Genomic DNA, 25,763 nt, shown 5'->3' with positions numbered 1-25,763 from the left:
AGAGGAAGAAAAATGAGAATAGGTATTTTCCCAAATTGCAAGAAAGCAGCCAGTAAGGATACTCTTGATAGAGTGATGACATTTTTGGCAAAACAAGATGTGGATGTTTTTGTGCCGCAAGAAATGGCGGAGCTCTTTGGTTATGAAGATATCGGCGTAGATAATATCCTCAAAGCGGAAATAGATGTCGGTATTAGCATTGGCGGTGATGGTACATTACTTGGTGTTTGCAGATTGTTAGCGCCACATAATATACCTGTGTGCGGTATCAATATAGGGAATCTGGGCTTTTTGGCAGATATTGAGGTTCCTGAATTGGAAAATAAATTGCTCAAGATATTAAATGGCAATTATAATATAGAACAACGCTTAATGCTCGCCGGTTATATAAAAAAAGATAATGCGCTTAAATTGGCGGGGTATGCAGTAAATGATATTGTACTGACAAGTGCAGGCGTGGCCCGCATGGTAGGCTTGGAAATGGAGTTTGATTCTTATAAAATACCCAGCTATCGTGCTGATGGTCTTATTGTTTCGACTTCTACTGGATCAACGGCTTATTCCCTTTCAGCAGGAGGGCCGATAATAAATCCTAAGGTGAAAGTGCTTTTAATCACACCTATTTGTCCACATACCTTTTATGTACGTCCTATGATAATAAATGAAACAGAAGAAATAAGTATAAAGGTCAAGGATACGAGCCAGGAAGTAATACTGACTTTTGACGGGCAGGATGTATATCCTATTGCTTCAGATGAACAAGTGGTGGTTTGTAAGGCACCTTTTTCTGCTAAAATTATAAAATTTGACGACAAAAATTATTACAAGATTTTATTGAATAAATTGATTCGGAGTAATTAAAATGCAGACACTCAGTAATGCAATACAGGTTAACCATTGTCTTTTAAAAGAAGTGGTAAAAGATGCCAAACTACTCGTTGATGCTACTTGTGGCAATGGCCTTGACACATTGTTTTTAGCACGTAATGCCCAGGGTGCGCATATATACGCATTTGATATTCAGCAAAAAGCCATAGATAATACCAAAGAAATAACTAAAGAATATGTAAAAAATATATCTTATATATGCGATTCGCATATAAATATAAAGAAATATGTGAGAGATAAATCCATCGATGCAGTCCTTTTTAATCTAGGCTATTTGCCGGAAGCAGCACATGAGATAACTACCCATGCTGATACGGTAATAAAGACCGTTGACATAGTAAAAGATTTACTAAAAACCAATGGCATAATTTCAATTGTAGCTTATCCAGGGCATGATGAAGGCTATAACGAATATCTAAGTTTGCTGAAATATACTAAAATGATGGATAAGCATATTTTTACAGCGTGCTGGTATAGACTGCACAACCATATCAATGCTCCGGCATTGTGTTGGATAGAAAAACAGGGGTGAATTTAGATGAAATCACTGAGACATGAGAAAATTAAAAGCATTATTGAAAACTCAATTATTGAAACACAAGAAGAACTTGCCGAAGCATTGCGCAATCATCATATTGACGTAACACAGGCTACAGTTTCAAGAGATATTAAAGAAATGATGCTGATAAAAATACCTACAGATGATGGCCGTTACCGTTATGCGTGTCCTTCTGATAAAAAGTTTTTCTTTTCTAAAAATCGTATGGAACGTATTTTCCATGACAGTGTCATCGACATTGATTGTAGTGAAAATATTATTGTCGTAAAGACACTGCCGGGAGCCGCAAATGCTGTTGCCTCAACCTTGGATTATGCAAAATGGCCAGAAATAATTGGAACTGTGGCAGGTGATGATAATATTTTAGTCGTTATCAAACCTTTATCTGCTGTAGAGAAAGTAATGAAAAAACTGGAAAAATTTATATCTTGATATTGTTGGTAAAGAGGGATATGTCTGTATGCTGAAAACATTGACTGTATGGAATCTTGCGCTTATTGATCATTTGCAGGTCAATTTTGACAACGGGCTTAATATACTGACTGGTGAAACAGGAGCAGGTAAATCCTTGTTGCTGGGAGCATTGGGTTTATTAATGGGACAGCGGTCAAATACCGAGACTATAAGAAATGGTGGCAGCTATCTGCGGGTTGAAGCTGTCTGTACTATTGATAGCAAAATGATACATAATTTTTTGGAAGAAAAGGCTATCCTTGATGAAACCGACGAAATCATCATAGTCAGGCAGATAAATAAAAACGGTAGAAATATCATCCAGATAAATGGTTGCCAAGTTACAGTAGCAGTTTTAAAAGAATTAGGTGAGCTCTTGATTGATATTCATGGACAAAATGAGAACCAGTCATTATTGCGCCCTGAAGAACAATTGGCTTTGGTTGACCGTGCTGCACCGGACTTTGAAGAATGCATGAAAAAATACCAAGAAGCATACAGCAGGTATAAAATGGCTGTGAAAGCTTTAACAGAAAAAGAAGATGCATCAAAAAATTATGCGGAACGGATAGAGATGCTCAGATGGCAAAATGATGAAATTGAGGCAATAGCTATTCAGCCTGATGAAGACAAAAAGCTCGAAGAACAGATAAAAAAATTGTCCAATGCGGAAAAAATAGCTGACTTAGTAAAATCGACGCATATGTTGCTTTCAGATGATAGCAGTAATGCGGCTGTTTTGACATCCTTATCGCAAATCCAAAAAAATTTGGAAGCACTTTTAAAATATGACCAAAGTTTTGCCAATACAAAAAAAGTAATTGATGATGCTTATATACAGTTGCAGGAAACCAGCTATGAAGTACGCGATTATATAGATAGTATTGATTATGAGCCAGCAAAATTGAATTCCCTTTTACGGCGCAGTGATGATATCGAAAGACTCTGTAGAAAATATGGTCCAGAAGTTGATGACGTTTTGGCTTATCAGAAAAGAATAAGGGATGAGCTGGACGAGATAGAAAATTACGATATTATAATAAATAATCTGCGTGCAGAAGTTGATTCGGCAGAAGAAAAATTGAAAAAAGCTGCTGGTGAGTTGAAAAATTTACGTAAAACGACGGCGGCATCATTATCCGGCTTGATAAGGGAACAATTGCTTGATCTGGGAATGCATGATGCCCAATTTGTCATAGAGATTACAGATACGCAGGAATATAGTAAAACTGGTACGGAAAATGCTCAGATATTATTTTGCGCAAACATCGGCGAAGAATGTAGGCCGCTTCAAAAAACCGCATCAGGTGGTGAATTGTCACGTATTGCCTTGGCAATAAAAACAGTGACAGCGGCAAATGACAGCGTAGGTATAATGGTGTTTGATGAAATAGATGCAGGCATAGGTGGTAAAACGGCACAGATGGTAGCTGAACGAATAGTGAAAATAGCTGCCTTCAAACAAGTATTGTGTATTACCCATTTACCGCAAATAGCCTGTATGGCAGATGCCCATTTTTATATTGATAAAGTGGTGCAGCAAGAGCATACAATTACGCGTATTAAAAGACTTTCTTCAGGGGAACAGCTCAATGAAATAGCGCGTATGGCTTCAGGGATTGACATAACGGCAGCTTCGTTGGATAATGCAATGGAGATGCTTAACAATGCCAAACTGAAAAAAAGGTTGCAAAAAAAGTGAACTTTTGAGCACGTTATAAGTGAGTTAAAATTATTTTGATATGGAGATGGCAATTATGTATGAAGATTTAATTGAAAAAAAAATTTCTTCTGTAGATGTTTTTGATGGTAATCTGCTGCATGTAAAAAAAGATGAAGTGGAGCTGCCCAATGGGCGTCATGCCAGCAGAGAATGGATAAAACATCCTGGCGCATCGGCCGTCATACCATATACCGCTGAAGGGAATATCATTATGGTGCGGCAGTATCGTTATCCTGTTCAGCAGGTGACATTGGAAATACCAGCAGGAAAACTTGATCTAAAGGGGGAAGAACCGCTGGAATGTGCTAAACGTGAACTTAGTGAAGAAACAGGCTATACTGCTGGAAAATACACAAAGCTTTTTACATTGGCAACTACCGTTGGTTTTTCTAATGAACATATACATACTTATTTAGCGGAAGATCTTAAAGCAGGTAAAATGCATCCAGATGATGACGAATTTCTTAACTTAGTGACAATTCCTTTGGCAAAGGCTATAGAAATGGTATATAATGGTGAAATAATAGATGCAAAATCTATTTCAGCGATACTTTTAGTCGACAGAATCAAAAATAAAAAATGCTGAGTGTTCAGCGATAGGAGGTCCTTATGTTTGGTTTTGGCCCTGAAATGATCTATGGAATTCCGGGTCTTATTATTGCTCTGACGGTTCATGAATATGCACATGCCAGAGCCGCAGTATATTGCGGTGATTTTACCCCTCGGCTGCAGGGCAGACTCACTCTAAACCCTATAGCACATATTGATCCGTGGGGCCTGATTGCGTTGTTTCTTTTTAAATTTGGTTGGGCTAGGCCTGTCATGATAAACCCAAGAAATTTTCGCAATATGCGGCGGGATGATATTCTTGTTTCGCTTGCCGGTCCAGCGTCCAATATCGTAGCAGCTTTTGTTGCCGGAATAGTATTGGCGCTTCTTTATAAATTTGGTTATATGGAACAATGGTTAACACAGGTTTTACTGATGGTAATGATTTATAATGTGAATTTCGCGGTATTTAATATGCTGCCTATCCCTCCACTGGATGGATCGAGAATACTAATGAACATTTTACCTTATGAACTCGCCAGACAGTATGCGCAGATAGAACGCTATAGTATGGTTATTCTTGTAGTTTTTTTATTACTCGCTAATACCCGTATGCTGGGAAACTTTCTGAGTCTGTTTACTATACCAATCATGAACTTGATTAGATTTGTTATGGCATTGCTGATTCAAATTTAAATACACCAATATTGAAAAATACACACACCATACGGGCTCCCGCTGACAAATGAGGGCCTGTGTGGTGTGCGTGGGTATAGGATGATATTATGTCTTTAGAATATAAAGTACATTTAAAAGCTTTTGAGGGTCCGCTCGATTTGCTTTTGCACTTAATTGAAAAAAATAAAATTGATATTTATGATATACCGGTGGCTGTTTTGACAGAACAATATCTTACTTATCTTAATCAGTTCCGTGAATTTAACATTGAAATAGCCAGCGAATTTTTACTTATGGCGGCAGAATTACTACAAATAAAATCACGTATCATGCTGCCAGAACGGCAACATGAGGCGGAAGACCAGCAAGAAGATGATCCGCGGCAAGAACTTGTGGAACGCCTTTTGGAATATCGCCGTTTTAAGGAAATAAGCAATGTGCTTGATGAAATGGCAGCGGTACAGGAAAAAATTTTTTACAGGGAATCAAGTCTCGGGCCTGTGCGGTATTTACCACCGCAAAATTTGGATATGAAGATGCTATGGCAGGCTTTCCAAAATGTGATGGAAGGCCAATTGGCTAATGAGCCTATAAAAAAGGTCACTCGGGATAAGTTCAGTGTACAGGATAAAATGCTTATAATATTAAAATTGTTAAAAGATAAAGAACAAAATACCTTGCCTTTTACAGAAGCATTCAGTGATGACAGTAATAGAATGGAAATGATTGTTACTTTTTTGGCAATGTTGGAATTAATAAAATTACAAAGAATATCTATAAAACAAAATTATTCTTTTTCACCGATATATATTTTTTTGAGGAATGATGAAGAAAATGTTTTATGAAAAATTGAAGGCACCACTTGAGGCAATGCTGTTTGTTTGTGCCGATCCATTACCTGTTGAACAGATAGCGGAGATTTTGGAAGTCGATACGGAAAATGTTGCAGCTTTGATAGCAGAACTGCAGAAAGATCTGAATAGGGATGGCTGTGGCCTTATGATAAAAAAGATAGCTAATTCCTATCAAATGTGTACAAAACCGGAAATGGCTAGTTACTTGGAAAAATTGACAGCAATAACAGATAAAAAATTATCTGCACCGGCAATGGAAACATTGTCTATTATTGCCTTTAAGCAGCCAATAACTAAACAGGAGATTGAAAACATACGGGGTGTCCGCGCAGACAGTATTATAAATAAGCTTTTAGAACGGGAATTAATTCAGGAACTGGGGCGGAAAAAGGTAGTAGGGCGTCCTATTATGTATGGAACGACAAATACTTTTTTGAAATGCTTTGGATTGGCCGATCTTAACCAATTGCCGTCGCTGCCTTTTTGATGAGGAGATAAGTTGCAATATCAATTAGGTAATATATATGATGTATTTGACAAATAATCTTAAAATAGATACAATAAACAAATGAAAGCAAAGGCGCTTATCTTATGATAGGTGCCATTTTTTTACTTATTCAATAAATAAATATATCATTAATTATATAAAAAGATTTTTTAAATTAATACATTATTCTAATTATGAGGGAGAATTTTATGGCTATCTTACTGGAAGATAATACAAAATATAATTTACCGAGAATGTATAAAATAAGGCAGATTTTTCCAAATGATGAATTAGTAAACATTCCAGAAATAATAAGACAGAAAATGATGGTTACTGATGTGTCTAAAAAAATTTTACCTGGAATGCGTGTGGCTGTTTGTGTAGGAAGCAGAGGTATAAAAAATATACTTACAATAGTTTCTACGGTAGTGAATGTACTGCTCGAAAAAGGAGCTAAACCGTTTATCTTATCAGCTATGGGAAGCCATGGTAATGGAACAGAAGAAGGACAAAGAGAGATTTTGTCAAGCTATGGTATTACTGAAGATAATTTACACATACCAATAGTAACAAAGGTTAATGTGCGGAAAATAGGAGTACTTTCAAGTAATGTACCATTATTTTTTGATCAAGAAGCTATAAAAGCAGATTTGATAATACCTATTAATCGAATAAAGATACATACAGACTTTGTTGGTGACATTCAAAGCGGACTTTGTAAGATGCTTGTGATAGGATTAGGAAATCAAAAGGGGTGCTCAACTATTCATGAAGTGGTCCCTTCTAAATTTTCTCAAATAATTGAAGAGGGAGCCAAGACAATCATCGAGAAAACAAATGTAGGGTTTGGTGTTGCTATTCTTGAGAATGGATATGATAAAACAGCATGTATAGATGTTATCCCAGCAGAACATATAGTTGCACAGGAGAAAATACTTTTAAAGACAGCAAAAAAATATATGCCTTTCATTAGATTAACTGCAGTTGATGTGTTGATTATGAAAGAAATTGGTAAAAATATTTCAGGAGCTGGATATGACCCTAATATAGTAGGAAGAAGTTCCGTATTAAAAGAATTTATGTTACCATTTCCCAAAATAAAAAAAATGATATTATTGGATATAACTGATAGTTCTCATGGTAATGGTATAGGATTAGGTTTGTTTGATATTATTACAAAAAAGGTATTTCATAAATTGGATTTTGAAGCCATGTATACAAATGCAGTGGCTTGTAAATGTATAGAAGATGTTAAAATACCACTTATGGTTGATACAGAAGAGGAAGCTATCCGTATAGCTGTTCGGACTATTCGTAATGTGCAAAAGAAAAACCTAAAAATTGTTCGTATTAAAAATACTTTACAATTAGAGTATATAGAAGTATCTGAAGCTTTATTGCCCGAAGTGAAGAAAAATGAATATATGGAAGTTCAAACATGATACTGCAAAAGTTATGATTAAACAAATAATAAAATAATATATATTGACAAATTTCTTATTTCATATTATTATAAAATACATAAAAGCAATGGTGCTTATCTTATCCGAGATAAGCACCATTTTTTATTTATAATTTTATATAAATGAAATTATCATTAATAATTAAAAATGATTTATTTAAATTATGATGTATGGAGGTATGTGTGGTGGCTATAAAATAATTATGTAATAAATATTTATATATTATAGGAGGAAAAAATGAATTCATTATTAGATGCATTTATGCCTAAAGAAAAAATAAAATCCACACATGTTTTTTTTATAGCAACGGTGGCTTTTGCAATAATTTTAGGAATATGGGCAGTATTTACATTAACGGGTAAAGTAGATCCATTTTTTTTACCACCTCCAACTGAGGTAGTAAAAACTGCAATAAATTTATTTACACAAGGAGATTTTATAAAAGATATAGGTATAACAGTATTTCGTGTTATGGCTGGATTTATAATAGCAGCAGTGATTGCGTTGCCATTAGGACTTATGATCGGGACATATGCACCTGTTTCGGCTTTTTTGGAATATGTGGTTTCATTTGTTAGATATTTACCTGCCTCAGCATTTATTCCTCTGTTCATTTTGTGGATTGGTATTGATGAACCAGAAAAAATTGCTGTAATAATCTTAGGAAGTTTGCCACAATTAATTTTAATGATTGCAACTAATGTCCGTAATGTACCCTTATCCATGATAGAGGTATCTTATACACTAGGGACTACTAAAGCAAATGTGTTGTGGAAGATAATTCTTCCTAAAGCATTACCAGATATAATGGACACTTTTCGAACAGTTTTAGGATGGGCATGGACTTATGTAATAGTAGCAGAGTTAGTAGGAGCATCTTCCGGAATTGGTTTCATGATAATACAATCACAAAGAATGATGAATACGGCTAATATTTTTGTAGGCATCCTTACGATAGGGCTTATAGGCATGATAATAGATGTCTTATTTAAAATTTGTCATAAAAAATTCTTTTTTTGGAATAATTGATAACTAAGAGGAAGGAATATAAATGCAGATAAAAGACGTAGAAACTAGTAATACAGGTCTTGATGTAGATAATGTAACTAAGATATATGAGACTCAAAAGGGGAATATCTTGGCATTGGATAATATCAGTTTGCATGTAAAACCTAATGAATTTCTAGCACTATTAGGAACATCAGGATGCGGTAAATCAACTTTATTGCGTATAATTTGTGGACTGGAAAAAACTACAGAAGGTAAAATAATTAATCAAGGGAAAACAATAACAGGTCCAGGTGCAGATAGAGGAATGGTTTTTCAGGCATATAATCTTTTTCCGTGGATGACGATTTCTGAAAATATACAATTCGGTTTAAAACAAAAAAAGCATCTGGTAGACAAGTAAGAGAAATTGCTGAGCATTATGCTGACTTAGTAGGACTAAAAGGTTTTGAGAACCAATACCCCAATTCTTTGTCAGGAGGGATGAGACAACGAGTAGCTATAGCAAGGGCATTGGCTAATGATCCGAGTGTATTGCTTTTAGATGAACCGTTTGGAGCTCTTGATATGCAGACAAGGGGGGTAATGCAGGAACTTTTGCTTGATATTTGGCAAAAATCACCTAAAACAATAATAATGGTGACTCATGATATTGATGAAGCTATTTTCTTGGCAGACAGAGTGGCAATAATGTCTGCTAGACCGGGAAAAATTAAAGAAATATTAGATGTAAAGGATGGAATACCAAGACCACGTAATTATCATGTTAAAACATCACAATCATTTATTGAGTACAAAGAACGCGCAACTGATATTATTCGAGAAGAAAGTATGAAACTTCTAAAATTGAGTTGAGAGGAGGAAAGGCTTATGTATTTAATACGAAAATTTGTTACAGAAGAGAATCAAGAAACACGGCTCGTCATAGGCTATACTTATGAATTGGAAAGTGCAGTGGAATTTATAGAATTTAATTATGGGAATCCAAGTAATATGGAAGCAATAATAGGTGGAAATGTACTGTATTATAATGAAGAACATAAAAAGATAGCTTTTTGGGTAAGAGAAATTAATTTGATTCAAAAGGGTGATAAGTTTTAATGGCGTTTTATATGGGAGCATCTATTATATATAGGAGGATTATATTATGAATTTTATTTGGCAAAAATTACTTGTAGTTGGAATGGTTTTAGCTGCATTGCTAGCAGTAGCAGGGTGTGGTAATACAAGCCCTTCTTCTTCTGGATCAGGAGAAGAAGGGAAAAATGAAAAGGTAATTATTGGACAATCCTCATGGATTGGCTTTGCTCCACTTTATATAGCAGAAGAAAAAGGTTTTTTTAAGGAACATGGCGCTGATGTGGAAATACAGTCTATTGAAAGTAAGACAGATAGTAAAACGGCACTGGCTGCAGATAGAATACAAGGGGTTTCTACTGATATGTCAACACAGGTCATGAATGCAGCGGCAGGAATAGATTTAGTGCAAATTTTAGCTCTTGATACTTCAGCAGGTGGTGATGGTATAGTTGCCAAAAAAGAATATAATACGATAGAAGATTTAAAGGGAAAGAAAATAGCACTTGATACGACTGGGGGGGCCGATTATTTTTGGTTTCAGTATTTACTTCAGCAAAAAGGAATGACATTGAAAGATTTTGACGTACAGAATATGTCTGCTGGAGATGCAGGAGCAGCTTTTGTCGCCGGTAAAGTAGATGCGGCAATTACATGGCAACCATGGCTTTCTAAAGCAGAAAAAACCGATTTTGGACATACATTAATTGATAGTAATGCAAATCCTGGAGTAATTGTTGATACATTTGCTATGAAGAAATCTTATATAAAAGAACACCCTCAGGCTGCAAAAGCAATAGTGGCAGGCTGGTATGAAGCACTTGAGTATATGAAAACAAATAATGATGATGCTATAGCTATAATTGCAAAGAGGGTTGGTGAAAAACCAGAGAGTGTTAAAGATGAATTAAATGATGTAAAATTTTATGATAAAGTTGGTAACGAAAAATATTTTGGGACATCAGATACAAAGGGAGATTTTTATAAAGTTACAGCTTTAGCGGCAAAACTTTGGAAGGATCTTGGCTTGATTGATAAAGAAATAGATGCAAATTCTATTATAGATGGATCTTTCTTAAACGCACAGTAAGCCAATGATCTTATAGAAAATAATAAACTAATTTATTAACAAATATAGAACTCCTAATCGTATTATTATACGATTGGAAGTTCTATTTATTTTTCATAGGAGGGCAACGTGTTTAGTATTTGAGAAGGGAAATATGTACTTTATGGAGAAATATGTTATATGATATACGTTTTCAATAAGTTTTTTTACAGTTTAGCTGTATTCTTAAGCTTAGTAGAATCAGTATATTAGAATACGAGAAAAGAAAAAAATATATAAAAATTTGAAATCATATTTATAAACAGTGATATTTTATGTTACAATAAATATGATTCTATTTTTGGGGGAATTATGTTGACTAGATTAAAAGATGCACTTGACCACATTGCTGCAGCAGTTATCAAGCAGCGAGATTTATTGAATCGACTGGATTCTATTGGTGATAGTGATCATGGAACCAATATGGCTCGCGGTTTTGCTGCAGCTATAGACGCTTTAGATGCACTAGAAGATCTGAGTACCAAAAAAGTTTTTTCTGTTGTAGGGACTGCCTTTTCAGAAAATATTGGCGGTGCGTCCGGCCCTCTGTATGCAACAGCATTTTTACGAGCGGCAGCACTTTGTGATGAAAATACAGCTTTTAATGTAAAAACTGTAGAAAAACTTCTAGGTGCAGCAATAGATGGGATAAAAAAACGTGGACATTCTGATACCGGCGAAAAAACAATGCTTGATGTATTAATTCCTGTGTATGAATGTTTTACACCTGAGAAGGCTGGCGATAAGACTTTGTATAAATGCATAGAAACTGCAGTAAAGGCAGCAAAAGAAGGACTTGATTATACAAAGACTATTCCTGCAACTAAGGGGCGCGCTTCGTACATTGGGGAAAGAAGTATCGGACATGAGGATCCAGGAGCAATGTCTTCTTTGATTATGGTTCGTGAATTATTCAATTTTTTGAAATATTAATAATGACTGCTATATCTATTCGCAAGATAGATATAGCAGTCATTATTTCTGAAAATTTATAATTAATTAATTATTTATATTGCATTTTAGGGGAATGTTTGTTATAATACAAATGAAGAAAGATAAACCTAATATAGTTCTTATATAGGTATTGTTTTTCTGGTATATAAAGTTTAATATTGATCAATATAAAGAAATTCTTGCGGAAAGATTAGAAGGGACGTGACAAATTATTAAATTCCTTTATGCTTTTCTGTTTGGTAGCAATTTTTGCTGAGGTGTACGAGGATTGAAGTTACTGTTACCTAGATAAGTAATATAGACACTATATTGTGGAAATTGTCAGAGGGTAAGTTTATATTTATAATAATGCGCCGCATTAAGTTTAAAGTATAATTGAATAGATCGTGTATGTTGAATGTTTTCAATTATATTGAATGATAGCGATTACGCGTCATTTACAATTAGCTGGCTATGTTTTATAAAGTGCGTGTTTTTAATCGCGAAAAAATATGCACAGACAAAAGAATAAAGAGGTATTGATATTGAATTATTGTTGAAAGCAGCTTGTGTAATAGAAACGCAAGCTGCTTTTATTTATTATATTATTGATACAAAGATACAAAAAAAGGATACCGTAGGAAAATGAACTGCCCCCATTCGTTAGATTTTGAGGTCTAACTTTTGGAAGGCAGCTCACATTCTACGGTATCTTTTTTATGATGTTTAATTATTTTTTCCGCCGGAGTTTTTTCATTAAATTACGTCCTGGTAACAGATGTATAACTTTTACTCCTGTATTTTGAATACGGCGCAATGGAGCCATTTTGATTTTAATGTGAGGCTTCATATCGGAAATGGTACCAAAGTCGCCTCTACATAAATAAGTCATTTTAATTTCTTCAGGTTTAACTACCTTACGTAATGCATGAACAGCTTTTTCTGGTAAATTATTCTGCTTGCAGATAAATAAATCAATAGCAGCATATTTTAGAGTTGGATATGCATGGATGGTAAGATGTCCTTCATCTAAAGGAATAAAAATGATGAAATGATTTTCGTCAAAAGTGGTCACATATGGCTGCGAAGGAGTGAACCCTACATTGGAGAGGGTATTTTTTAAAGCATCCGACAATAAAGGGGCGCTTTGTAATTTTTCCGGTTTACAGTTATACATATCAATAACGAGCTGGCGTGCTAAAATATTCACACAAATACTCCTTTATTCGAGGAAGTCTTTCAGTTTTTTACTACGACTGGGATGACGCAGTTTTCGTAATGCTTTAGCTTCTATTTGACGAATGCGTTCGCGTGTTACACCGAAACTTTGGCCTACTTCTTCCAGTGTTCTAGCACGTCCATCATCAAGACCGAAACGAAGGCGTAAGACTTTTTCTTCTCTTGGGGTAAGTGTTTTGAGAACATCTTCAAGCTGTTCCTTTAAAAGTACAAATGAAGCAGCTTCAGCTGGTGCAGGAGCATCGTGGTCTTCGATAAAATCACCGAGATGGGAATCTTCTTCTTCACCAATAGGAGTTTCCAAAGAAACTGGTTCTTGGGCGATTTTCATGATTTCCCGAACACGTTCTACACTAACTTCCATTTCTTTGGCAATTTCTTCTGGTGTTGGATCGCGGCCTAAAGATTGTAAAAGTTGGCGGGAAACACGGATGAGTTTATTAATTGTCTCTACCATGTGGACAGGAATACGGATAGTACGTGCCTGGTCTGCGATAGCACGGGTTATAGCTTGTCTTATCCACCATGTGGCATAAGTACTAAATTTATATCCTTTGTTATAATCAAATTTTTCCACGGCTTTTATAAGGCCAAGGTTACCTTCCTGTATAAGATCAAGGAAGAGCATGCCGCGACCAACATATCTTTTGGCAATGCTGACAACAAGACGCAGATTTGCTTCAGCCAATCTTTTTTGCGCGTTTATGTCACCATTTTCCATCTGTTTTGCCAGCGTTATTTCTTCAGCGGCACTCAATAAAGGAACGCGCCCAATTTCTTTTAAATACATACGGACGGGATCATCTATGTTTATCCCTTCGGGTATGCTAAGGTCAATATCTTCATCTGTTTTACTGTCTGTATCACTACTCGCAACTGCTCCAGCAGGAGCTTTTTCGTTTGAACCTTCATCAACGATATCAATGCCTTTTTTTGTGAACTTTTCATAGAGATCATCTATTTCTTCCGGTGAAAGGTCAACGTTTTGCAATGCTTCCATTACTTCTCCGTAAGTCAGGACGCCGCCCTTTTTCTTTCCCTTTGAAAGTAAGATTTTTATGAATTCGGCACTTTGTGAGATAGCAGCAGGTGTCTGTTTAGTTATTTGTTGCATTCACAGGCCTCCTCCCCAATATTATATAATAATATAAACCATTTTGTGTAATACTCAATTAACTTCATCCATTTCTTTTATAATTCGCTGAATTTCTTTAAGTTCCTGCTGAAATCCATTATCACCTTTTCGTTCTAGTTCATCAGCTTTTAAACTATGTTCGCGGTAACTCTTTTTTAAGTATGCTAAATGGATTGTTTTTAGATAATCATCTAATAAATTAGCGTCAGATTCATTTTTATTTTCCACTATACAGCGTGATAATTCCACACAGGCTTCATCACTTAAAAGCTGCGAAAGATTAATATCATTAATTGGCTGGTTAAGTGCAGCCCTTTTTGCAGCAAAAGATAATATCTCACGGTGGAATTGGTTGTCGAGCTCATCTATGGATATTGATGCTAAAACATAATCAAGTATATCCGGTTCATGCCAGATTTTATTGATGATATAGCGGCCTGCCTTAACGACTGCATTATCGCCTGAAGTATCTACGGAAGGATTTAACTTTACTACAGGAGCTTCATGAAAGCTTTTATTGCGTCGGTATTTTTGTAATTCTGCACGCAGGTCCGTTTCATCGATGCCCAACGCTTGGGCAATTCGTATTGTGTATCCATTGGATTCCACTAGGTTGTTGACAGAAGCAAGAACCGGCAGTATAAACGATACGGCTTTTACTTTACCGTCAAGTGACGCATAGTCAATGGTATGCATTATATGATACAGATGAAAATCAATAAAATTCAGGGCTTTGTCAATAAGTTTAGAAAAAGCAGTTGAACCATGTTTGCGGATGAATTCATCAGGATCCTTGCCATCTGGCAAAAGAATAACTTTCACATTGGCACCGCTGTTTCGCGCAATTGATAAAGCACGTATTGTAGCTGTTTGACCGGCTGCGTCGCTGTCATAACAAAAATAGATATTTGGTGAATAACGCATCAGTTTTTTGCATTGTTCGGCAGTGAAGGCCGTACCTAATGAGGCAACAACATTACTGACCCCATTACTTGCTAAGGCAATGGCATCCATATAGCCTTCTACGATAATGGCATATTCCTGTTGGCGGATAAATTTTCCTGCTTCGTTTAGACCAAACAATAAACGGCGTTTATTAAACAGGGGTGTTTCCGGTGAATTTAAATATTTTGGTTGGCCGCTGTTGAGGATACGGGCACCAAAACCGACTGTACGTCCCTTTTCATCTATGATGGGAATCATTATACGCTCTCGAAAACGGTCATAACAGCCTTTGGATTTTTTCTTTACTACAAGGCCGACTTGCAGTAATAATTCTTCACTAATGCCGCGTTTTATAAATGCAGATGATAATTTGTCCCACCCGGGTGGTGCAAAGCCCAAATGGAACTTTTCGATAATTTCCTTATTGATGCCGCGTTTTTGTAGGTATACTATACCAGGTTTTCCATATCCGGTCTTTGTAAGGCAATTATAAAAAAAGGTCTGTGCCATTTCATGGATTTTGTATAGATTTTTTATTTCTAAAGCTTTTTTGAGCTGTGCTTCTGACTGTTTTTTTTTCGGAACAGGAATATTAAGCCGTTCAGCTTGGAGCTTTATCGCTTCTCCGTAAGAGATATTTTCTATAAGCGATAGAAATTTAAATACATTCCCGCCTTTATGGCAGCCGAAACAATAGAAAAAACCTTCATCCGGTACTACGGAAAACGAAGGTGTATTTTCTCTATGAAATGGACAGCAGCCCCAGTAATTATGACCGCGTTTTTTCAGTGGGACATAGGAGGATATTACTTTTAAGATATCGGATGAAGAATAGACTCTTTCTACGAAGTCATTATATAAAGCATTGTCTAACATCACATTCACCCGTGTACTTGAAAATTTAGTGAGATAAGTAAATAGGATTCTACAACTAATACTAAATTTCCTTTAATAAATTTTTCGCAAACATAATAATTCATTTTTATAAATTTGTTTGTTATGAATAAAATTCAATAAAAGTTTTTGATATCCTTTTTTTGTTGTAAATTCGTTGGTTTTTTATATTAAATTATGTTAGGATATAAAATATATCATTAATTTGGGAGGAAGTCGAATTGGATATGAATGCGATATTGGCAGACGTTCTGAAAGAATTTCAAGAATTGGCGAAAATACCAAGACCATCAGGCCATGAAAAAAGAGTTAGCAACTATATTGCCCAAAAACTCAGCAGCATGGGACTTGAAGTGTCACAGGATGAATATAATAATGTAATTGCTGATAAAAAGGCGGCAGACGGATTTGCTGCTGCACCACTGGTCATGTTACAAAGTCATATGGATATGGTTTGTGTTGCTGAAGAAGGTATAAAATATGATCCGCTGCATGATCCTATAAAAGTAAAAAATAATGGTGAATTTTTATTTGCGGAGGGAACCAGTTTAGGTGCAGATGATGGCATAGGCGTTGCCAGTATATTTTATCTCATGGCACAGGATTTTGCGCATGGTCCTTTACGGGCTGTTTTTACAGTCGATGAAGAACAAGGGATGAGCGGGGCGCGTGGTCTTGATAAAAAATATTTAGATGGGGTTTCCTATATAATTAATTGTGATTCCGAAGATTATGATGTAGTAACGGTGGCCAGCGCAGGCAGTGTGCATGTCGGTTTTGAAAGAGAATTTAGCTTCTGCCATACTGAAAAAGGTTATCAAAGTGTACGTATTGGTTTAAAAAATTTACTTGGTGGACATTCAGGAACGGAAATAGATAAAAATAGGTGTAATGCAATTAAGGCATTGGCCTTTATCTTGCGTGGACTACAGGAAGAAAACATAGAGTTTGTCCTTTCCCAGATAAAAGGCGGCACAGCTGATAATGCCATTGCCTCTGAAGCTTTTGCGGATGTGGTATATAAAGCTAAGGACGAGCAGAAAATAGCATCGGTTTTGGAACAACAAAAGAAAGAATTTGAAGAAGTATATGGAGAAATAGAGAAAAATGTTGTATTTATTTTTGAAAAAATTGATACACCATCAGATGTATTAAGTAGTATTGACACTAAGTCGCTTATTGCTCTTTTATGTGTACTGCATAGCGGTGTATATGCTATGTCCCAAAAAGTAAAAGGGTTACCTGAGTTATCTGCTAATGTGGGCCGTTTAAGTTTAGAAGCTGGGAAGATTGTCATCCATTTGCTGGCAAGGAGCGCCACTAATGCGAACCTTTCGTTCATAAAAAGAACATATAAGGCCTTGGCAGGGATGAGTGGCTTTAATGCGGTATTTGCACCAACTTCACCGGCGTGGAATGGTGATCCGGATAGTAAGCTGACACGGATTATGACAGAAACATTTGCAGAACAAAATAATAAGAAAATGCGTGTCGAATGTATTCATGGCGGACTTGAATGCAATTATTTCGCAGATAAAAAACCAGATGTTGATATCGTTTCAATAGGCCCAAATAATCTGGACATACACACACCACAGGAAAGATTGCAGCTTGATACGGTAGTACCACAGATACTGCTTATGAAAGAAGTTCTCACAAAAATTGCCAGAGGCGGTAAGTAAGCACCATGGTCAGTAAAGGAGTTTTAAAAAAACCGCGCATTGATGCTATCGAATACATGCGGGGGATTTCTATGCTGGGTGTTATTGGCATTCATGTAGGTTCACAATATATAATAAACACCAATGCGAATATACACCTTATCGCTGTTTTTGAGATATTGACAAGATTTTCTGTACCGATATTTTTCTTTATTTCTGCTTTTGGTCTTTTTTACAATTTGGATACATCAGCAGGATTTAATTATCGGCAGTTTATGAAAAAACGTTTCAAAACGGTATTTGTGCCATATTTGTTCTGGTCATTTTTATATATATCCATATACGCCTTGCGTTATCATGACCTTTCAATGTTCAATCCGCTGCATATAGTCTATGTGCTGTTTTTGGGACTTGCTTGCTATCAGTTATATTTTATGGTGATTTTGATATGGTTTTATCTGCTTATGCCCTTGTGGATATACATGGTAAAACGCAGCACTGGTATACGCTTGTGCTTGCTATTAATCATACAGATAGCAATTGACTATTATTCAAGTTTTATGATGAATCCATATGGTATAGCAAACCCACTCGTGCGGGATTTACTCGTATATCGCTTAAATTACTGGGTAATCCATTATGTGTTTATATTTATTTTGGGCGGTTATTTGGCAGTACATTTCGAAGACTTCAAGTTATTTATGAAAAACAGGCGCATATGGATAAGTGCGTTCTTTGTCTTATCTTTGGGCGGACTGCTGATATATTATTACTATTGTGTTTTTGGTGTAGGGTATACTGCTTTGGAAGCAATCAACACTGCACATCAACTTTCTCCTGCTGGAATAATCTATACTATAGGGGCATCAGTATTCCTGTTTAGTGAGTTTTACAATCGCAAGTGGCCTGAATTTTTGAGAAAAACATTTTCTTTGTTAGGCCGTCATTCTTATTTCGCGTATTTATGCCACCCTGTTTTTATATCAATTTTTGCGGCGATAATGGTTAGGCTGAATTTGCTTATGACAGCAGTGAACAGCATGGTATTTTATGTGGCTGTAGTATGTTGTTCCGTCATTAGTGCAGCATTTTGCCGTTGGTTTTCAAAAAAATACTGTCCATATATAAATTCTTTGACCATTGGTGTATATGCAAAGCATAAATAAGATCTTGCATTACTTATAAAGTTATGTTATATTAGTCCTACTGTGTGTTATTTAATGAGCTAATTTAAGGAGGCGTATTATAGATGTCTAATGTTTGTGATATTTGTGGCAAAGGTGAAATGGCCGGTATGAACGTCAGCCATTCCCATTTGAAAACAAAACGTAAATGGAAGCCTAATATTCAACGTGTGCATGCTGTTGTAGACGGTGAAGTAAAAAGCATCAATGTTTGCACTCGCTGTATGCGTACTAACAATAAAGTTCAGCGTGCTAACTGATTCGCGCTCTTTATTTTTATAGAGCCCTTATCCCGAAAGGATAGGGGTTTTTTCTATTTGATTTATTTGATTAGGAGAAAATATGTTTTCGGCAAATATAATAAAAGCAAAAAATGAAGCATTACAAGAATGTAAACAGTATTTTATACATCCAGATGAGATTGCGGAAAAAAACACATTAAAAGTTTTGAGTGCGATGAGAAAGGTAAAAGTTTCTGATGCGCATTTTAACACTTCCAGTGGATATGCCTATGATGATATAGGCAGAGGTAAACTGGAAGAACTTTATGCTGAGGTTTTTAAAACCGAAGCTGCGCTTGTGCGGACACATTTCGTATCAGGCACACATACATTGGCGACGGTGCTATTCGGCATTTTACGGCCGGGAGATGAGCTGGTATCAGTGATGGGGGCACCTTATGATACGATGCGTACCGTTATCGGTTATGAAAAAGATACACCAGGCTCGTTGAAGGAATTTGGCATAGGCTATAGGGAAGCCGGACTGACAGCCGATGGGCACGTAGATTATGAGGCTGTACGAAAATGTATAAACGTAAAAACAAAAATGGTTTTGATACAGCGCTCCCGCGGCTATAGTATGAGACCAACATTGACGGTAGCAGAAATAAGCGATATATGCAGTTTTGTAAAGAAAATAAAACCAGATTGTATATGTTTTGTAGATAATTGTTATGGTGAATTTATTGAAGAACAAGAACCTACAGAAATCGGTGCTGATATAATGGGTGGTTCTTTGATAAAAAATCCTGGTGGTGGATTGGCACCTACAGGGGGATACATAGTCGGAAAGCGCAAATTGGTGGAGTTGGCATCTTATCGGTTAACCGCTCCAGGAATGGGAGCTGAGCTGGGGGCATCATTGGCAAATAACCGACTGCTTTTCCAAGGGCTGTTTTTGGCACCGCATGTAGTGGCCCAGGCAGTAAAAAGCGCTGTTTTCGCAGCGGCTTTTTTCCGTCGGCTTGGTTATAATGTCCACCCGGGAGTTGGCGATAAACGTGGTGATATAATTCAGGCTATTGAATTGAAAACCAGAGAAAAGCTTATCGCTTTCTGTGGCGGCATACAAAAATATTCACCAGTAGATTCTTTTGCTTCACCTGAGCCTTGGGATATGCCGGGATATACGGATCAAGTTATAATGGCAGCAGGAACATTTGTGCAGGGCGCATCCATTGAATTGAGCGCAGACGGACCTATGCGGGCACCATATGCCGTTTATATGCAGGGCGCACTAACTTTTGAACATGGACTTATAGCAGCTATGGGAGCTGCACAAGAGATTGAAGACTTAAAAGAAGACAAATAAAAAACGATTGGAATAAAGTATAAAATACCCCCGCAACGTTAGATAGTAAAAACTAACTTTGCGGGGGTATTTCAAGTTTCCAATTTACCTCTATTTATCATTTTCCAAGGTAAAAAGGTCTTTATGCTGATTGATAATAGCAGCCATCAACTGCTTTCCAAGTAGATTGGGATGCAGTCCGTCGGGTGAATATTTTTCGTCCAGATTGCCATTTTTATCATAAAAATATGGTTCAAGATCAATGTAATAAGGCAGTGTACGGATATAGGCATTTACTTCTTCCATTTTGGGTTTCCAGTCAGGATCTGTGTCAACATTGAATACTGTTTCGATATTAGTTATATTCAAAGGAAGTAAAGTCATAAATATAGGGCGTATATTGTTATGCATACATTTTTCAAGAATGCCTTGAAGGTCGTTTATGATCATTTGGGCGCTGACACTGCTGTCCCTAAGACTATTTGTGCCGGACATGATCAATAGGCTGCGTGGGGTAAAAGGCAATACATCTCTATCAAAACGCTCGAGGGACATATGGGAGGTATCTCCGCTTCTGGCAAGGTTTATTGTCGGAAAGTCCAGATAGGTTTGGTAGTTATATTCTAAATTGGCAGGTGAATATGATACATTGCCGCCGCCATGGCTGATACTGTCACCAAAAACGGCTATAGGTACTGAACGTTCCGCAGGAGAGGTGACAACCATCTTTTGGGAGTCTGACCAAGTACCGATTGTTCTGCCGGCTTCATCGATACCGCGTACACGCCAATAATAGGTTCCCGGAGTGATTAATGACCTGGGGTCATAGGCACTGAAAAGATTGTTGACAACAATAGTTTCGAGCCGGTCTGGGGAAGGTTCCGTATCATTTTCTTGAACAGGGGGATGGTCGAGCAGCTCCACTTCATAACGGGTGGCATTATACATCGGCAGCCAATGGTATACAGGGTAAAGGGGAAGAATGGTGTCAGGCAGGGTATCATATGAGTCGATAAGTGGTTTTTGAGGAGCTGATAAATCTCTATTTATGTATATTTCTTGAAGTTTTGAAAAAATACCAATAGGATTGCCGTGGATATCAAGTGCCCTTACGCGCCAGAAAATATGTGGATTGTTTAAATATGGAGTCAGATCAATTTGATAACCATGCGTAAATATATTCCGACTGCTGTAAAGATGATTTGTATGCGATAATTCGTTGCCAGTGGGATTATCAGGCTGGCCTGATAATAGTTCCAGTTCATAGTAGACTGCATTTGGTACTGTATGCCAGACAAGGTATGGGCGGCTGCTGGCGGGAGAACCTGCCGTATAATTAGTAATCGGTGTAGGGATAAGCGGATCACCAGTGAAAATAGGATCGCCTACGAATGGTGAAGAGGATATAATGCCAAACATTCCGTGTGCTCTCACACGATAATAAGTAGGGTAAATAGTAGGTGGTAGTTGATATGTATTGGTAAAGGAAAAATCTCTTTTTAAAAGGTGAAAAGGGGTTTTTACAGCGGGACTATCAGGCGCTTTAGCAAAAATATCTATTTCGTAATAACTGGGATAAGGCAATCGCTGCCAGGAAATAATGTTATCTTTACTAACCTGTACTTGCCAGGAAAATTCTTCAAGCTTTAAAACATCAGTTTTTTCTGTTAAAAAGATGCATACTAAAGTAAAATACAAAATGATAACAGCAAAGACTGCAAATTTTTTCATTTTATCAGCCCCGATGGCTATTTTTATGTTTTGTAAAAGGTAAAACACAAAAATGTATTTTAACACATTTTTACGAAGAATAAACTATTTATTTTAAAAAAGTTTAAATACTAATAGACAAGAAAAAATTTTTTCTTTAATAAATTATTATAACGAAAAGATATGTGAAGGTAAAGTAATTGTGTAAATATTGCACTAGCTTACTTGACGATATGAAATTTAAATCTTATAATAAAAGCCATGTGCTTTAGGGACTATCAAGGATAAATCCTGTTGGTAGGCCCCTTTTTGGCATTCGTAGGGGAGGTTATTTATGAACGCGCTCTTTGAAAAAATTGCATCTGACCCAAGTGTAATGGCATTGACAAATTGCTATAATCGAAGTAAAGGTCAGGGTTATATATATGGATTAGCGGGCTCGCAAAAACATGTTATAACAGCTTCCTGTTACGCGCAGAAGCCGACTACATTGGTTATTATTTGCAGTAATAGTGAAGCAGCAGGGGAATGGCTGGCTGATTTGAACACTCTTTTACCGGAAGATGTGACCATAGCAGAGCTGCCTGTACTTGATATGATGACTGTAGATGCTACGGTCAAAAGTATGGAACTGACGGCGAAACGCATGGAAGTACTTGGCCGGTTGACACAAGGGGCACCTATGGTTGTTGTAGCCAGTACGGCTGCAGCTATACAAAAGAATTTGTCTAAGGCAGATTTTGATAAATACAGCCTGCAAATAAAGATAGGCGATGAACTGGAACGGGAATCGTTGCTTGGCAAACTTGCGGAACTCGGTTATGAAGGTATAGACCAGGTAGAACATATGGGGCAATTTAGCTCACGCGGCGGAATTGTTGATGTTTTTCCAATAAATGCGGTGGAACCATTTCGTATAGAATTTTTTGATAATACTGTGGAATCAATACGGGTTTTTTCTTTGGATTCACAGCGGTCAATTAAAAATGTAGGAATTGTCAACATAATGCCGCTGGCTCCAGAAGAAAAAGCCGGAGATAAGGCTGTATTTTTGTCATATTTACCGGAAAATTCTGTTATATTTTTTGATGAACCTTTGCGTATACGGGAAGAAATTTCTACTTTGATCAAGGAAATTCCCGAAGTGAAGGATAATATTTTTTCATGGGAACAGCTTTTAACGGCAGCTTGTGCGAAAAATGTAATATATTCTTCACTGATGCTGCAAAAAATACAATTTGCTGAACCGGATACTTCTATCAGTATTACGGTCAAGACAACTGCTCCGTTCCAACGGCAGTTGGAATTACTATGTGAAGAATTAAAGAATTGGCTTGCCAATAAAAATGATATTATAATTTTGATGGATGATGACCAAAAAGCTGAATATATGCATGATATACTTAATCAGCATAAAATTGCCGCTAATTTTTCCCATTCAGGTAAATTTACAAAGGATCTTGTTTGTATAATGACAGGTTCTTTGGCAAATGGGTTTGAATTACCGCAGGCTCATTTAGTCGTGATCACAGAAAAAGATATTATGGGAAGGCAGAAGAAGCGCGCTGTTTTACGACAGCGGAATAAAGGCGAAAAAATACTGCATTTCCGCGATATCAATGTCGGTGATTATGTAGTACATATCAATCACGGGATAGGTAAATATCTTGGGGTAAAGACCATTACGGTAAATGGTGTGCATCGCGATTACCTGCATATAAAATATGGTGGGGACGATAAGCTTTTCGTACCAACAGACCAAGTCCATTTATTGCAAAAATACATTGGCAGTGAAGGCGATGTACCAAGGCTTAGCAGGATGGACGGTGTCGCTTGGAATAAAGCTAAGGCCAAAGCTAAAGCAGCTGTTGAAAAGATTGCAAGAGAACTTGTAAAATTATATGCGGAAAGAAAAGAAGGAAAAGGCTATGCATTTTCACCTGATACGCCTTGGCAGCGTGAATTTGAAGAAGCCTTTCCCTATGAAGAAACACCTGACCAACTGACAGCAGTAAAAGAAATTAAAGCCGATATGGAAAAAGAAAAACCAATGGATAGGCTTTTGTGCGGTGATGTTGGTTTTGGTAAAACAGAAGTAGCTGTACGGGCTGCTTTTAAAGCTGCTATGGATGGTAAGCAGGTAGCTGTACTGGTACCTACAACTGTACTAGCGCAACAACATTATCAGACCTTTTCCAGCAGATTTGAAGGATTTTCACCGGTAATTGATGTAATATGTCGTTTCCGCACACCGAAAGAACAAAAAAAGACACTGGAAAAGTTAGCGGTAGGCCAGGTTGATATCCTTATTGGTACACATGCGATCTTAAATAGCAAAAAGGTCAAATTCAGTAACCTCGGCTTACTTATTGTCGACGAAGAACAGAGATTTGGCGTTAGACAGAAGGAAAAAATAAAGCAGTTAAGTAAAAATCTTGATGTGCTCACTTTGAGTGCAACCCCGATACCCCGTACGCTCCATATGTCTCTTGTCGGAGCCAGGGATATGAGCGTTATTGAAACACCGCCAAAGGAACGTTTTTCTATTCAGACTTATGTCATTGAAAATAACGATGAAATTCTTTGCGATGCCATAAGAAGGGAAATGCGCCGTGGCGGGCAGGTTTATTTTATATATAACCGCGTTGATACTATTGATAAAATGTATTTAAAACTGTCTGATATGCTGCCTGAGGCCCGCATAAAAACAGCTCATGGGCAAATGCCGGAAAGTATGCTGGAAAAAGCGATGATGGACTTTTACGAAGGCAAATATGATATTTTGTTAGCTACGAGCATCATTGAAAATGGGCTGGATATATCTAATGCCAATACCATTATAATTTATGATGCGGATAAGTTTGGCTTATCGCAGATGTATCAGATGAGAGGCAGAGTGGGCCGTTCTAAAAATATGGCATTTGCCTATTTCGTTTACCAGAAGGACAGGGTTCTCACGGAAACAGCGGAAAAACGGTTACAGGCCATAAAAGATTTTGCTGAGCTTGGTTCAGGCTTTAAAATAGCCATGAGAGATCTCGAAATACGCGGGGCAGGCAATCTGCTTGGTTCACAGCAGCATGGACATATTGCCAGTGTAGGGTTTGAAATGTATTGCAGGATGCTGGAAGAAGCTGTAGAGCAAATGCGTAAGGGCAAACAGCTCAAAGTACAGGAAGAGCCGTTGATAGAAATAAAAGTTGACGCTTATATAGATGGCGGTTATATAAATAATGCCATGCATAAAATGGAAATTTATCAAAGAATTGCTGCATTGCGAAATGAAAAACAGATAAATGGTCTGAAGGAAGAATTAGCAGACCGTTTTGGTAAAATAACACTGCCGGTGGAAAATCTTTTAAAAATAGCAGATGTAAAAAATCATGCTAGGGATTTGGGTATAAAATCGATTGTAGAGAAAAAGGATTATATTGATTTTACGTTACAGCAGGAACATTCCGTAAAACCAGAAAACCTTTTACTTGTGCGTAAATACATGGGCAGTTTAGTAAAGTTTATCCAAGGGAAGAATAATATAATACAGTTTAAGCTTACGCCGAAAACAGCAGATAATCCATTGAACGTTGTTACACGTGCATTGAAATGGCTGGAGGGTAAAGGCATACAGCAGTGAAAGGAATAT

Annotated in this window: 24 protein-coding genes; 20 read left to right on the top strand and 4 right to left on the bottom strand. The window is 36.8% G+C overall.

The features are described 5' to 3' along the window. Positions 1–12: 12 nt before the first annotated feature. The 15 genes from EDC37_RS06035 (at position 13) to dhaL (ending at position 11,780) form a co-directional block, all read left to right on the top strand. Positions 13–861 carry an NAD(+)/NADH kinase gene (locus EDC37_RS06035; RefSeq protein ID WP_132548992.1) on the top strand — a complete coding sequence of 283 codons (849 nt, stop codon included), beginning with the start codon at positions 13–15 and terminating at the stop codon, positions 859–861. Position 862: 1 nt separating this feature from the next. Continuing rightward, on the top strand, positions 863–1,420 hold the full coding sequence (gene mnmM / locus EDC37_RS06030) for a tRNA 5-(aminomethyl)-2-thiouridylate-methyltransferase MnmM (RefSeq protein WP_132548990.1): 558 nt from the start codon (positions 863–865) through the stop codon (positions 1,418–1,420). A 6-nt stretch (positions 1,421–1,426) separates the two neighbouring features. After that, on the top strand, positions 1,427–1,879 hold the full coding sequence (gene argR, locus EDC37_RS06025; RefSeq protein ID WP_132548989.1) for an arginine repressor: 453 nt from the start codon (positions 1,427–1,429) through the stop codon (positions 1,877–1,879). A 28-nt stretch (positions 1,880–1,907) separates the two neighbouring features. Then, positions 1,908–3,602 carry a DNA repair protein RecN gene (recN, locus tag EDC37_RS06020; protein WP_132548987.1) on the top strand — a complete coding sequence of 565 codons (1,695 nt, stop codon included), beginning with the start codon at positions 1,908–1,910 and terminating at the stop codon, positions 3,600–3,602. Positions 3,603–3,657: 55 nt separating this feature from the next. Beyond that, entirely contained in the window at positions 3,658–4,209 is a 552-nt protein-coding gene (locus EDC37_RS06015) for an NUDIX domain-containing protein (protein ID WP_132548985.1), read from the top strand. 23 nt (positions 4,210–4,232) lie between these two features. Next, complete coding sequence (locus EDC37_RS06010) at positions 4,233–4,868, top strand: site-2 protease family protein (protein WP_132548983.1); 636 nt, start codon at positions 4,233–4,235, stop codon at positions 4,866–4,868. Positions 4,869–4,957: 89 nt separating this feature from the next. Then, entirely contained in the window at positions 4,958–5,695 is a 738-nt protein-coding gene (locus EDC37_RS06005) for a segregation and condensation protein A (RefSeq protein ID WP_132548981.1), read from the top strand. After that, complete coding sequence (scpB, locus tag EDC37_RS06000; RefSeq protein ID WP_132548980.1) at positions 5,685–6,191, top strand: SMC-Scp complex subunit ScpB; 507 nt, start codon at positions 5,685–5,687, stop codon at positions 6,189–6,191. Before EDC37_RS06005 ends, scpB begins: the two co-directional genes overlap by 11 nt. A gap of 209 nt (positions 6,192–6,400) precedes the next feature. Beyond that, the gene (locus EDC37_RS05995) at positions 6,401–7,633 is read left to right on the top strand and encodes a nickel pincer cofactor-dependent isomerase, group 22 (protein WP_132548979.1); all 1,233 of its coding nucleotides are present in this window, start codon (positions 6,401–6,403) and stop codon (positions 7,631–7,633) included. 258 nt (positions 7,634–7,891) lie between these two features. Beyond that, positions 7,892–8,683 (top strand): ABC transporter permease, encoded by a 792-nt coding sequence (locus EDC37_RS05990; RefSeq protein ID WP_132548978.1) that lies wholly within the window; start codon positions 7,892–7,894, stop codon positions 8,681–8,683. 22 nt (positions 8,684–8,705) lie between these two features. Further along, complete coding sequence (locus tag EDC37_RS12600) at positions 8,706–9,065, top strand: ATP-binding cassette domain-containing protein (RefSeq protein WP_279388544.1); 360 nt, start codon at positions 8,706–8,708, stop codon at positions 9,063–9,065. Next, positions 9,026–9,517: an ABC transporter ATP-binding protein gene (locus EDC37_RS12595; RefSeq protein WP_341539304.1), complete on the top strand. Its 492-nt coding sequence runs from the start codon at positions 9,026–9,028 to the stop codon at positions 9,515–9,517. Before EDC37_RS12600 ends, EDC37_RS12595 begins: the two co-directional genes overlap by 40 nt. Positions 9,518–9,532: 15 nt before the next feature. After that, positions 9,533–9,763 (top strand): hypothetical protein, encoded by a 231-nt coding sequence (locus EDC37_RS05980; protein ID WP_132548975.1) that lies wholly within the window; start codon positions 9,533–9,535, stop codon positions 9,761–9,763. Positions 9,764–9,809: 46 nt separating this feature from the next. Beyond that, complete coding sequence (locus tag EDC37_RS05975; RefSeq protein ID WP_132548972.1) at positions 9,810–10,829, top strand: ABC transporter substrate-binding protein; 1,020 nt, start codon at positions 9,810–9,812, stop codon at positions 10,827–10,829. Between the two features lie 330 nt (positions 10,830–11,159). After that, positions 11,160–11,780, top strand: a complete 621-nt coding sequence (gene dhaL / locus EDC37_RS05970) for a dihydroxyacetone kinase subunit DhaL (RefSeq protein ID WP_330998884.1) — start codon at positions 11,160–11,162, stop codon at positions 11,778–11,780. Between the two features lie 730 nt (positions 11,781–12,510). On the opposite strand, the gene EDC37_RS05965 is transcribed toward dhaL, so the two are convergent. The 3 genes from EDC37_RS05965 to dnaG are packed head-to-tail and all read right to left on the bottom strand — an operon-like array spanning position 12,511 to position 15,975. Continuing rightward, positions 12,511–12,990: an S-adenosylmethionine decarboxylase family protein gene (locus EDC37_RS05965; protein ID WP_132548969.1), complete on the bottom strand. Its 480-nt coding sequence runs from the start codon at positions 12,988–12,990 to the stop codon at positions 12,511–12,513. A gap of 12 nt (positions 12,991–13,002) precedes the next feature. Beyond that, a complete protein-coding gene (gene rpoD, locus EDC37_RS05960; RefSeq protein WP_132548966.1) occupies positions 13,003–14,133 on the bottom strand; it encodes an RNA polymerase sigma factor RpoD in 1,131 nt (376 codons plus the stop codon). Between the two features lie 54 nt (positions 14,134–14,187). Continuing rightward, positions 14,188–15,975, bottom strand: a complete 1,788-nt coding sequence (gene dnaG, locus EDC37_RS05955) for a DNA primase (protein WP_132548963.1) — start codon at positions 15,973–15,975, stop codon at positions 14,188–14,190. A gap of 245 nt (positions 15,976–16,220) precedes the next feature. Here dnaG and pepD point away from each other — a divergent pair, with 245 nt between their 5' ends. The 4 genes from pepD to EDC37_RS05935 all read left to right on the top strand — a co-directional run bounded on the left by pepD (position 16,221) and on the right by EDC37_RS05935 (position 20,431). After that, positions 16,221–17,675, top strand: coding sequence for a beta-Ala-His dipeptidase (pepD, locus tag EDC37_RS05950; protein WP_231040102.1), 1,455 nt, complete (start codon positions 16,221–16,223; stop codon positions 17,673–17,675). 5 nt (positions 17,676–17,680) lie between these two features. After that, positions 17,681–18,820: an acyltransferase gene (locus EDC37_RS05945; protein ID WP_132548957.1), complete on the top strand. Its 1,140-nt coding sequence runs from the start codon at positions 17,681–17,683 to the stop codon at positions 18,818–18,820. 83 nt (positions 18,821–18,903) lie between these two features. Then, positions 18,904–19,098, top strand: coding sequence for a 50S ribosomal protein L28 (rpmB, locus tag EDC37_RS05940; RefSeq protein ID WP_132548954.1), 195 nt, complete (start codon positions 18,904–18,906; stop codon positions 19,096–19,098). Positions 19,099–19,180: 82 nt separating this feature from the next. Beyond that, complete coding sequence (locus tag EDC37_RS05935; RefSeq protein WP_132548951.1) at positions 19,181–20,431, top strand: methionine gamma-lyase family protein; 1,251 nt, start codon at positions 19,181–19,183, stop codon at positions 20,429–20,431. A gap of 90 nt (positions 20,432–20,521) precedes the next feature. Here EDC37_RS05935 and EDC37_RS05930 read toward each other — a convergent pair whose 3' ends face one another. Beyond that, positions 20,522–22,141, bottom strand: a complete 1,620-nt coding sequence (locus tag EDC37_RS05930) for an SGNH/GDSL hydrolase family protein (RefSeq protein ID WP_132548948.1) — start codon at positions 22,139–22,141, stop codon at positions 20,522–20,524. A gap of 313 nt (positions 22,142–22,454) precedes the next feature. On the opposite strand from EDC37_RS05930, the gene mfd reads away from it, so the two are divergent. Beyond that, entirely contained in the window at positions 22,455–25,754 is a 3,300-nt protein-coding gene (mfd, locus tag EDC37_RS05925; RefSeq protein ID WP_132548945.1) for a transcription-repair coupling factor, read from the top strand. The last annotated feature ends 9 nt before the right edge of the window (positions 25,755–25,763 follow it).

Origin of the sequence: Pectinatus cerevisiiphilus, from assembly GCF_004341685.1 — a bacterium.
Taxonomy (GTDB): Bacteria; Bacillota; Negativicutes; order Selenomonadales; family Selenomonadaceae; genus Pectinatus; species Pectinatus cerevisiiphilus.
This window is presented reverse-complemented; position numbering and strand designations above follow the sequence as displayed.

Excerpts from the sequence above, each read along its gene's own strand:
- EDC37_RS06035 (WP_132548992.1), top strand. The coding sequence starts at position 13 with ATGAGAATAGGTATTTTCCCAAATTGCAAGAAAGCAGCCAGTAAGGAT.
- mnmM (WP_132548990.1), top strand. The coding sequence starts at position 863 with ATGCAGACACTCAGTAATGCAATACAGGTTAACCATTGTCTTTTAAAA.
- argR (WP_132548989.1), top strand. The coding sequence starts at position 1,427 with ATGAAATCACTGAGACATGAGAAAATTAAAAGCATTATTGAAAACTCA.
- recN (WP_132548987.1), top strand. The coding sequence starts at position 1,908 with ATGCTGAAAACATTGACTGTATGGAATCTTGCGCTTATTGATCATTTG.
- EDC37_RS06015 (WP_132548985.1), top strand. The coding sequence starts at position 3,658 with ATGTATGAAGATTTAATTGAAAAAAAAATTTCTTCTGTAGATGTTTTT.
- EDC37_RS06010 (WP_132548983.1), top strand. The coding sequence starts at position 4,233 with ATGTTTGGTTTTGGCCCTGAAATGATCTATGGAATTCCGGGTCTTATT.
- EDC37_RS06005 (WP_132548981.1), top strand. The coding sequence starts at position 4,958 with ATGTCTTTAGAATATAAAGTACATTTAAAAGCTTTTGAGGGTCCGCTC.
- scpB (WP_132548980.1), top strand. The coding sequence starts at position 5,685 with ATGTTTTATGAAAAATTGAAGGCACCACTTGAGGCAATGCTGTTTGTT.
- EDC37_RS05995 (WP_132548979.1), top strand. The coding sequence starts at position 6,401 with ATGGCTATCTTACTGGAAGATAATACAAAATATAATTTACCGAGAATG.
- EDC37_RS05990 (WP_132548978.1), top strand. The coding sequence starts at position 7,892 with ATGAATTCATTATTAGATGCATTTATGCCTAAAGAAAAAATAAAATCC.
- EDC37_RS12600 (WP_279388544.1), top strand. The coding sequence starts at position 8,706 with ATGCAGATAAAAGACGTAGAAACTAGTAATACAGGTCTTGATGTAGAT.
- EDC37_RS05980 (WP_132548975.1), top strand. The coding sequence starts at position 9,533 with ATGTATTTAATACGAAAATTTGTTACAGAAGAGAATCAAGAAACACGG.
- EDC37_RS05975 (WP_132548972.1), top strand. The coding sequence starts at position 9,810 with ATGAATTTTATTTGGCAAAAATTACTTGTAGTTGGAATGGTTTTAGCT.
- dhaL (WP_330998884.1), top strand. The coding sequence starts at position 11,160 with ATGTTGACTAGATTAAAAGATGCACTTGACCACATTGCTGCAGCAGTT.
- rpoD (WP_132548966.1), bottom strand. The coding sequence starts at position 14,133 with ATGCAACAAATAACTAAACAGACACCTGCTGCTATCTCACAAAGTGCC.
- dnaG (WP_132548963.1), bottom strand. The coding sequence starts at position 15,975 with ATGTTAGACAATGCTTTATATAATGACTTCGTAGAAAGAGTCTATTCT.
- pepD (WP_231040102.1), top strand. The coding sequence starts at position 16,221 with ATGAATGCGATATTGGCAGACGTTCTGAAAGAATTTCAAGAATTGGCG.
- EDC37_RS05945 (WP_132548957.1), top strand. The coding sequence starts at position 17,681 with ATGGTCAGTAAAGGAGTTTTAAAAAAACCGCGCATTGATGCTATCGAA.
- rpmB (WP_132548954.1), top strand. The coding sequence starts at position 18,904 with ATGTCTAATGTTTGTGATATTTGTGGCAAAGGTGAAATGGCCGGTATG.
- EDC37_RS05935 (WP_132548951.1), top strand. The coding sequence starts at position 19,181 with ATGTTTTCGGCAAATATAATAAAAGCAAAAAATGAAGCATTACAAGAA.
- EDC37_RS05930 (WP_132548948.1), bottom strand. The coding sequence starts at position 22,141 with ATGAAAAAATTTGCAGTCTTTGCTGTTATCATTTTGTATTTTACTTTA.
- mfd (WP_132548945.1), top strand. The coding sequence starts at position 22,455 with ATGAACGCGCTCTTTGAAAAAATTGCATCTGACCCAAGTGTAATGGCA.